Origin of the sequence: Methylobacterium sp. GXS13, from assembly GCF_001455965.1 — a bacterium.
In the GTDB taxonomy this organism is placed as follows: Bacteria; Pseudomonadota; Alphaproteobacteria; order Rhizobiales; family Beijerinckiaceae; genus Methylobacterium.
Window position 1 is genome coordinate 46,236 of the sequence record NZ_LKKO01000042.1, and the last position, 8,377, is coordinate 54,612.

The 8,377-nt window shown below is 65.9% G+C and carries 7 protein-coding genes and 1 pseudogene; 4 read left to right on the forward strand and 4 right to left on the reverse strand.

Annotation, left to right across the window (positions count from 1 at the left end):
• Positions 1 to 121 precede the first annotated feature (121 nt).
• Positions 122 to 2,869, reverse strand: a complete 2,748-nt coding sequence (locus AO398_RS16025) for a PAS domain-containing protein (RefSeq protein ID WP_058193114.1) — start codon at positions 2,867 to 2,869, stop codon at positions 122 to 124.
• Positions 2,870 to 3,091: 222 nt separating this feature from the next.
• On the opposite strand from AO398_RS16025, the gene AO398_RS28360 reads away from it, so the two are divergent.
• Together AO398_RS28360 and AO398_RS16030 are read left to right on the forward strand one after the other, a co-directional pair.
• On the forward strand, positions 3,092 to 3,253 hold the full coding sequence (locus tag AO398_RS28360) for a YqaE/Pmp3 family membrane protein (RefSeq protein ID WP_201025781.1): 162 nt from the start codon (positions 3,092 to 3,094) through the stop codon (positions 3,251 to 3,253).
• Positions 3,254 to 3,399: 146 nt separating this feature from the next.
• Complete coding sequence (locus AO398_RS16030) at positions 3,400 to 3,582, forward strand: hypothetical protein (RefSeq protein WP_348272365.1); 183 nt, start codon at positions 3,400 to 3,402, stop codon at positions 3,580 to 3,582.
• An 8-nt stretch (positions 3,583 to 3,590) separates the two neighbouring features.
• Here the strand turns inward: AO398_RS16030 and AO398_RS16035 are convergent, their stop codons facing one another.
• Together AO398_RS16035 and AO398_RS16040 are read right to left on the reverse strand one after the other, a co-directional pair.
• Positions 3,591 to 5,759 (reverse strand): ATP-binding protein, encoded by a 2,169-nt coding sequence (locus AO398_RS16035; RefSeq protein ID WP_058193115.1) that lies wholly within the window; start codon positions 5,757 to 5,759, stop codon positions 3,591 to 3,593.
• A gap of 214 nt (positions 5,760 to 5,973) precedes the next feature.
• Positions 5,974 to 6,405, reverse strand: a complete 432-nt coding sequence (locus tag AO398_RS16040; protein ID WP_058193116.1) for a response regulator — start codon at positions 6,403 to 6,405, stop codon at positions 5,974 to 5,976.
• A 109-nt stretch (positions 6,406 to 6,514) separates the two neighbouring features.
• On the opposite strand from AO398_RS16040, the gene AO398_RS16045 reads away from it, so the two are divergent.
• Positions 6,515 to 6,766 carry a hypothetical protein gene (locus tag AO398_RS16045; RefSeq protein WP_244498798.1) on the forward strand — a complete coding sequence of 84 codons (252 nt, stop codon included), beginning with the start codon at positions 6,515 to 6,517 and terminating at the stop codon, positions 6,764 to 6,766.
• A gap of 247 nt (positions 6,767 to 7,013) precedes the next feature.
• Positions 7,014 to 7,688: a hypothetical protein gene (locus tag AO398_RS16050; RefSeq protein ID WP_058193117.1), complete on the forward strand. Its 675-nt coding sequence runs from the start codon at positions 7,014 to 7,016 to the stop codon at positions 7,686 to 7,688.
• A gap of 16 nt (positions 7,689 to 7,704) precedes the next feature.
• Here the strand turns inward: AO398_RS16050 and AO398_RS28825 are convergent.
• Positions 7,705 to 8,377 (reverse strand): annotated as a pseudogene (locus tag AO398_RS28825) (hypothetical protein); the annotation flags it as partial.

Genomic DNA, 8,377 nt, shown 5'->3' on the forward strand with positions numbered 1-8,377 from the left:
GAGATGCGTGCAGGTCGATGTCTGCCCATAGGGTAGTGAGACTGTTTCGTCCGTTCGGGAGTGGACACGTTTTGATGAAAACCCGCCTGTGAGCGTATCAGACCGCACTGTCGGCGGTATTTCACCCTCTCAGCCTCGCGCGCCGCCTTCGGGTCACGCGCCTCAGAATTCGAGACAGCTGGTCGGCCGAGTACGGCTTGTGCAGCAGTTCGAACCCATGGGCGTCGTTCTCAGCGAGCACGTGGCTGTAGCCGGACGCCAGCAGAACCGGCATCGCGGGCAGGCGCTGTCGCAGTTCCTGGGCGAGTGCGATCCCGCCCATGCCCGGCATGACCACGTCCGAGAAAACGGCCTCGAACCCGCCCCCGTCGGCTCCGAGGCGTTCGAGCGCGGTCTCGGCGTTGGTCACCCACTCGGTCCGATAGCCGAGGTCTTCCAGGATCTGCGTGGCGAACCGTCCGACCTCGAGGTTGTCTTCGACCACGAGAATGCGCTGGCCGGTCCCAACCGGGGCCGGTCCCGTATCCTCCTCGTCGCGCTCGTCGTCGCGCTCGGCCTGAACCTCCGGCAGGTAGAGCGAGAACGTCGTACCCTGGCCGACCGTACTGGCGACCTCGACGTCGCCACCGGATTGCTTCGCGAAGCCGAACACCTGGCTAAGTCCGAGCCCGGTCCCCTTGCCGACGTCCTTAGTCGTGAAGAACGGCTCGAAGATCCGTGCGAGATCCGCCTCGGGGATCCCGCAGCCTGTATCGGTCAGGACGACCTTGGCGAAGGGCCCAGGGCCGCCGCCATGGCCGCGGATCGCGGGCATCGACGCGCCGCAGACGAGGCGCAAGATAAGCGCGCCTTCGCCGTCCATCGCGTCCCTGGCATTGACCGCAAGATTGACTAGCGCCGTTTCGAACTGAGCCACGTCAACGCGCACGAAGCACGGATCGTCCGGCACATCGACCGTCACCCGGACGCGCGCGCCGGTCACCGTATCGAGCATGTCCGCGAGGCTCCGTAGGCGCTCACCGACATTCAAAACTTCGGGCTTGAGCGCCTGTCGCCGGGCGAAGGCGAGGAGCTGTCCCGTCAGCTTGGCGGCGCGATCCACCGTGTCGGAGACGGCGTCCATGTACCGGGCGCGCCGGGCGTCTGGCAGATCGGGGCGGCGCAGGAAATCGACGGACGAGCGGATGATCGTCAGCATGTTGTTGAAGTCGTGCGCGACGCCGCCGGTCAGCTGGCCGACCGCCTCCATCTTCTGGGACTGGCGCAGGGCTTCCTCGGCCTGTCGCAGCGCCTCGCCTTGACGCTTTGCCGCCGTGACGTCGCGGACGGACGCGTAGATCAGTCCGTCGCGTGGCACCGCGTTCCAAGACAGCCACATATAGTTGCCGTCCTTGTGACGGTAGCGGTTTTCGAACGTGAATTGCGCCTCGCCGCGAAGCAATCCGCCGGCGGCCGTCTCGGTCGCGCCGACATCGTCGGGATGGACGAACTCGAGAAACGGCCGCGCCTTCAATTCGGCCTCGGTCCAGCCCAGCGTCGCGGCCCATGCGGGATTGAGGCTGACGAAGTACCCCTCGAAGTTGGCGACACAGAGTAGGTCGGACGACGCCTGCCAGATCTGATCGCGCTCGGCCGTCCGGGCGGCGACCTGTCGAGCGAGGTTGGCCTCCGTCTGCTTGCGGGCGGTCACGTCCTGCACGAAGACGTGGTAGCCGTCGACGCGCCCGTGGGTGCGGCGAGGCAGGTAGCGGATCTCGGCGATCCGGGGGCTCCCGTCCCGATGCGGCCAGTCCATCTCGAAGGCGACCGCTTCGCCGGCCAGCGCACGCTCCATGAAAGGCCAGCGCAGCGCATAGCCCTCGGCCGTGATGAGGCTTTTGACGTCTTGCCCGATGACCTCATGGGCGGGTTTGAAGAACCAGTCCTCGTAGGCCTTGTTGGCGAAGCGGTAGATCTGATCGTCGCCGATGAAGGCGATGAGAACCGGCAGCGCGTCCGTGATCAGGCGCAAGTCGCGCTCACCCGCCTCGGCGCGCTGCTCGATCTGGCGGCGGTCGGTGATGTCCGAGAAGAAGATCGCGACCCGATGCGCGTCAGGCTCGCCGGTCCGCAAGGCCCGCACGTCGAACCAGCGACCGAAGACCTCGGCGTAATGCTCGAGATGCGCGGGCTCACCGGTCAGGGCGACATGCCCGTAGGTGTCGAACCACTGCTGCTCCAAGTTGGGCGCGAACGCGCTGACCCATTGCCCGACGACGTCGGCCCCGGTCTGCTGAACGAAGGCCGGATTGGCCTCGACGATCCGATAGTCGATGGCCCGTGTGCCTTCGAACTTCATCTCGATGATGCAGAATCCGACTTCGATACTCTCGAACAGGGTTCGGTATCGCGCTTCGCTCTCGCGGAGCGCGGCCTCGGCGACGGTCTGATCGGTGACGTCGTGTCCCTCCACGAAGATGCCGGTGACGGCACCGTCGGCGTCGCGCACGGGTTGATAGACGAAGTCGAGATACCGTTCGGAGGCCTGGCCGTCCGGCCCGATCCGGACCTCGAACCGAGCGCGGGACGCTCTGTGGGCTCGACCCGTCCGCAAAACGTCATCGAGCAGGTCGACATAGCCCTGCGAGACCGCCTCCGGCAGCACCTCGGCGACGGCGCGGCCGGTGATATCGCGGCCTGCGACGATCAACCGGTAGGCGGCATTGGCCAGCGTGAACCGGTGCTCGGGACCGCTCAACAGCGCGATGAATCCCGGGGCCTGCTCGAACATCTCGGCGACGGAGGTCGACTGCGCGCGCAGACGCCGGACTTCGGCTTCGAGTTCATCGCGAGATAAGGTGTCCAGTGGCAGTGCAGCCGAGCTTTGCATGGGGTCCGAACTAGCTCGGCATTCCGTCGCGGCGAGAGGGTGCGCTGCGCCGTTTGCCACGACAGACGGCGTGAAGCGGCGTGAGCCCCTTGGCGCGGTCAATCTGTCTCGGTCCACCGCTGCACTATAGCCGGTGGCGGCGAGCGGACCGAATGTGATCGACGCATCTGGAACGATCCGATTGCGACCGGGTTCGGTCGCAGTTCTGGAGACCGACACCCCATGGTTATGATCCTCATCTGCATCCTCGCGCCATGGCTCGCGATGTTCCTGCGCGGGAAGGTGATCCAGGGCATTCTGTGCATCCTTCTGCACATCACTCTGATCGGCTGGATCCCGGCGACGATCTGGGCCCTGGTGGTCACGCGGAAGGAAGCCGCCTGACGCGCGTTGTTCTTCCGGACTTTAGGATCGGAGAACACACCATGCGCGTGCGTCGGAGATCACCAGGCAAGACCGCATCCCTGGTCACCATGGGCACCGAACTCGCGATGCTCGGCGTCGAGGCGTAGATCGTCATCGGTCAGCGGATGGCGATGTTCATGCTCGGCGGCCCGAAGGCGCGCAAAGAAGGGCGGCTGATGGTGACCGAGAAGGTCAAAGCCGTCGGCGAAGCTGCGGCGACGATCGCCCTTGGGGGCACGCCAAACAAGGTCGTCCGCGGCTACCGGCGGAAGGTACAAGCCAATCACCGGCGACTGAGCAAAGGCTGAGCGACGCTTCAGCCGTTCAGAATGCGTCGTCGCCGCTGCCACGTCGCGGCTTTGCGCAGGATACGCGAGAGCTGCTCGACCGAGTACGGCTTGTGCAGCAGCTCGAACCCGTAGGTGCCGTTCTGCGCCAGCACGTGGCTGTACCCTGAGGTCAGCACCACCGGCAGGTCGTGGTACCGCTTGCGGATCTCCTGTCCGAGTTCGATCCCCGTCATGCCCGGCATAACGACGTCCGAGAATACCACGTCGAACCGACCAGCATCCTTGGCCAATTCCGCGAGGGCTTGAGGCCCATCGGTCGCCCACACTGTGGTGTAACCGAGTTCCTGCAACGCTTGCGCCGCGAACGCGCCGACATCGGTGTTGTCCTCGACGAGCAACACACAGGTGCCGTGGCCGTCGACCAGCGGCTCGATCTCGCTCGCTACGACCGCCACGCGGCTCATCCCGGCGACCCGCGGCAGGTACAGCGTGAACGTCGAGCCTTTGCCAGGCGTGCTGGCGACCCGGATCTCGCCGCCAGACTGCTTGGCGAATCCGAACACCTGGGACAGGCCAAGCCCCGTGCCGTGGCCGACGCCCTTCGTCGTGAAGAAGGGCTCGAAAATCCGTTCCAGATCGCTCACTACGATACCGGTGCCGGTGTCAGTGATCTCCACCGCGACGAACCCATCAGCAGGGGCAGACGATGAATTAGCCCCCGGGATGCCAGCGCTCGGTCCAACGGTGACCGTCAGCGTCCCTTCGCCGGACATGGCATCGCGTGCGTTGACCGCCATGTTGACCAGGGCGGTGTCGAATTGGCTCGGGTCGGCGTCGACGAAGCACGGCTCGTCGGGCACGCGGACTGCGATCCGGATGCGTGCACCCGTCAGCGTGCCGATCATCTCGGTAATGGCGGCCACACTCTGGCCGACGTCGAACACCTCCGGCTTAAGCGATTGCCGCCGTGAGAATGCCAACAGCTGCCCAGTCAGTTTGGCGGCCCGCTCGGCAGTGGTGGCGATGGCCTCGACGTAGCGGAGGCGGCGAGGTTCCGGCAGGTTCGGACGACGCAGCAGCTCGCTCGAGGAGCGGATCACGGTGAGCAGGTTGTTGAAGTCGTGGGCGACGCCGCCGGTCAATTGACCGATCGCCTCCATCTTCTGCGACTGGCGTAGCGCATCCTCGGCCTTCAGGCGTTCGCGCGTTTCCGTGTCGAGCGCCTCGACCCGTCCGGCGAGATCGCGTTCCAGCACGGTCCGCGCCTGCGTGAGGATGGCGTTGCGACTTCGCCGCTCGCGATCGAGATCGTTCTGGACGCGCCCGTCCCGCAAGATCAGCAGGATCAGCACCGCGACGGTGAGCGAGACTAGGAGGGCCATGGCCATGCCGGGCCCGACTTTCTGGGCGTCGGTGGCGCGCAGAAGGAAGGCTCCGAGGACGGGGATGAGCAACGTCACGACGAGTTGCCGCCGCGTCGGCCAGCCGCCCGCCAGGGTGGAGGCGATCACCGCTGCCGTCCCGCGATCCGGTCGGACGACGATCGCCGCGAGGGCGAGCAGGAACAGGGCCGTGGCCGTGTGCAGGGCGATCGTATTGAACGGGTTGAACGCGTAAAGATCGCGCACGCCATAGGCGTAGCCGATCAGGGCCAGGCCGCTAATCAAGCCGGCCAGCCCGGCGCAGGCGTCGCCGACGGCCGTCGATTGAACGTGTGCCCGAGCACTGAGGAGAACGCTGACTGCGATGAGCATCAGGCCCGTCGCCGTGGCGATGGACGTTCGCCCGGCGAGAGCGGGATCGTAGCCGAACAGATGCGCCGCCAGCGGCGCGCTGATGCTGTCCGCGCCCGTAATTGTATGGCTAAAGAGGATCGTCAGGGAGAGAGCCAGAACCAGCGTGGATGAGAGGCTGGCGAGCCGCCGCCATCCTAGGCTGCTCGCGCTCACGGCGATGGCTGATAGGATCAGGCCGGTCGCGGTGAGCACCGACATCGCCTGGAGCGTGGGGTGCAGCGTCGTCAGGATCGGCCGGTGCAGGGCGTACCCGCCGAGAACCGCAACGCCGACGAGCATCACTACGGTGCTCGATCCCTGAACGAAGCCGATGAACCCGCGTGCGGCTGTGCCGCTGATCGGATTGACCGCATGGGGAGGCCCCCAGTCGAAGCTCGCGGGCGCGCTGCGGTCGATCATCGGGCGTTGATAGCACCGAAGCGCGGAGATCCGACGAATTAAATGTTTGCGCTACCGGGCGTGACCTCGTGATTCACGCACGGTTTCGACAAACGCAATTCGTCGCACGTTCCCCAAATGTTCAAGGTATTGGGATTGCTGGACCGCATTGCCTTACGTGAAACGCGATCGTGTCCCTGTTGCGGGCATCGAGTGAGGCGTCGAACGAATGGGGCTAGCCGGGATGGCGGGGCGATGTCCGCCGGAGTTGTGGCGGATGTTTCTCGTCCGGCATCGTCTTGCGGACGTGATGGTGGACGACTTCGGCGCTGAAGGGCTTGGCGATGAACGTCGCGCCCTCGGGTAGATCGTCAGGGCCGGGTTTGGCCTCACCGGAGGCGACTACGATGGCCACGTGCGGAAAGCGCTCGGCCGTCCGACGTGCTAGGGCGAACCCGTCCCAATCGCCCGGCATGTGCACGTCGGTGAACAGCAGGTGGATGTCGCGGTGGTGCCGGTCGAGGACGGCGAGCGCGTCAGCGACGTTCATCGCCTCGAACACGCGAAACCCTGCGTCCTCCAGAATCAGGACGGCATCTATCAGGATCAAGGTGTCATCGTCGACAACGAGGGCGCAGAGCGGGTCGGGAAGGGCCTGGTCTGTCACGCGCGACGGGTCCGAGCAGGGGCGAAGGGAACCCGGTCGCACGAATCGGTGCGGAACGGGATGCGAGCGCTCTACGTTTCAGAGCCAGATTTGATCCTGGAGATTTAGCATGCGCGCGCTGACCGCCGTTTCCATCCTCGCCTTGACCGCCCTGGCCGGCGTTGGACAGGCCGAGGCCAAGGGCTGCATCAAGGGTGCCGTCGTCGGAGGCCTTGCCGGCCACATGGTCGGCCATGGCATCGCCGGTGCGGCCGCGGGCTGCGCAGTCGGGCGTCACCAGGCCAACAAGGCGACGACCACGAACACGGTGCCAGCTTCGACCGGTCCGGCGACCACGACCACGACGTCGCGCTCGTACTGACCGTTCGATCGGTCTCGTCGATCGGAAAAGGCCCCGGCGTATTGCCGGGGCTTTTTCTATTGGGTCGCCACCACCGACCGATTGTCAGGATTGTCAGTTGTGTCGGATCGCCCCGCGATCTGGGGTACGATGATCGGGCATTGGGGGTTGTTTGGTCCCGAGCATCTGCGCGTTTCGAGCCAAACATAATCCTGTCGCATCCGGTCGCTCATCTGTGCGTAGCGGCCGATACATCGGGACGTCACAGATGGCACAGCAGAACGGCATGCGCAGCGCAGGCATCTCGGTGGTCACCGCCGTGATAGCGATCGCACTGGGTGCACCGGGTCGTGCTGCCGATGAGCCATCGGTATGTCGGCTGGACCAATCGGGTGCACCCTATTCGTTGACGTTGACGACGAGCGCGGGCGACCTGGTCGTCGATGCGGAGCGCCAGGGCGATACGATCCGTATCGCTGGGCGGTGGGCCTCGGGCCGTACGTATCATCTCGACCGTCGCAACGGCTTCGACACCTACTACCAGAGTGGAAGCCGATCGATCGAGACGGTCTTTCCCGAAGGCCTCACCAACGTGTCGATTGCGGCTGGTAGGCCGGGCGAGTACGGCGCGACCAGCACACTCCTGAGGGATGGCAAGGTGACCGAGGTCCTGCGCCCGGTCACGAAGGCCACGTATCTCGGCGAGGAGCCTGTGCGCGTCGGCGCGTGTACGTTCCCGACCGTCCACATCGTCGAGGAGCCGTCGGACGCCAAGCCGACCGATCCGGTCGTGACGACGCAGCGATGGTTCTCGCCCGGCCTGAACATGAACCTGCGCATGATCTCGGATCGGCGTGAAAGCGACGGCACGTCGAAGCGCGTGTTCTCATCGGAGGCGGTGGCGATCGCCGAGCGGCCGGCGGGCAGCGACCGGGCACGCTGACGGGATACGCGTCGGCTCATCGTCCGCTGGGCCATGTCGTGGCCGAGCCGCTCGCCAACGCGCTGACGACATCGGTCAGAACGTCCAGTCCGACTGCGATATCTGCAGGGTCGACGATCCCACCCGGCCCCCAACCGATGCCATCCCGGCACCGGATCAGCACCGATCCGATCGGTGCCAGCACAGCCAGATTGATGGCGTCGGTCGTCGCGCCCTGGGCCAGCCGCACGACGGGGTGGCCGGACGCTTCCACGGCGCGTTCGAACAGGCAGACGATGCCGGGATCACAGCGAGTGGCATCGGGATCGACGCTGTGTTCGATGCCGATCTCCAGCTGACGACGTCGCGCGACGTCCCGGAACGCCGTATCGAGCTCGTCGATGGCCGCACGCCGCGCGGCATCGTCGGAGGAATGGACGAGAACCCCGAAGGTCGTGGAGCCCGTGACTACGAAGGCCGGAGCCGGCTCGACGTCGAGGCGTACGACCGTCACCGTGACGTTCTCGCGGGCGAGCCCGATGCCTTCGGCAGCGAGGATGCACGCGGCTGTCCCGGCGAGCGCGTCCCGTCGGCCCGACATCGGGACCGTCGCGGCGCTGGCGGCCTGTCCCGTCAGCGTGACCCGCAGGATCGCGGACGCCGACAAAGCCTGGACGACGCCGACCGGTGATCCCGACTGTTCCAGTACG

Excerpts from the sequence above, each read along its gene's own strand:
- AO398_RS16025 (WP_058193114.1), bottom strand. The coding sequence starts at position 2,869 with ATGCAAAGCTCGGCTGCACTGCCACTGGACACCTTATCTCGCGATGAA.
- AO398_RS28360 (WP_201025781.1), top strand. The coding sequence starts at position 3,092 with ATGGTTATGATCCTCATCTGCATCCTCGCGCCATGGCTCGCGATGTTC.
- AO398_RS16030 (WP_348272365.1), top strand. The coding sequence starts at position 3,400 with ATGGCGATGTTCATGCTCGGCGGCCCGAAGGCGCGCAAAGAAGGGCGG.
- AO398_RS16035 (WP_058193115.1), bottom strand. The coding sequence starts at position 5,759 with ATGATCGACCGCAGCGCGCCCGCGAGCTTCGACTGGGGGCCTCCCCAT.
- AO398_RS16045 (WP_244498798.1), top strand. The coding sequence starts at position 6,515 with ATGCGCGCGCTGACCGCCGTTTCCATCCTCGCCTTGACCGCCCTGGCC.
- AO398_RS16050 (WP_058193117.1), top strand. The coding sequence starts at position 7,014 with ATGGCACAGCAGAACGGCATGCGCAGCGCAGGCATCTCGGTGGTCACC.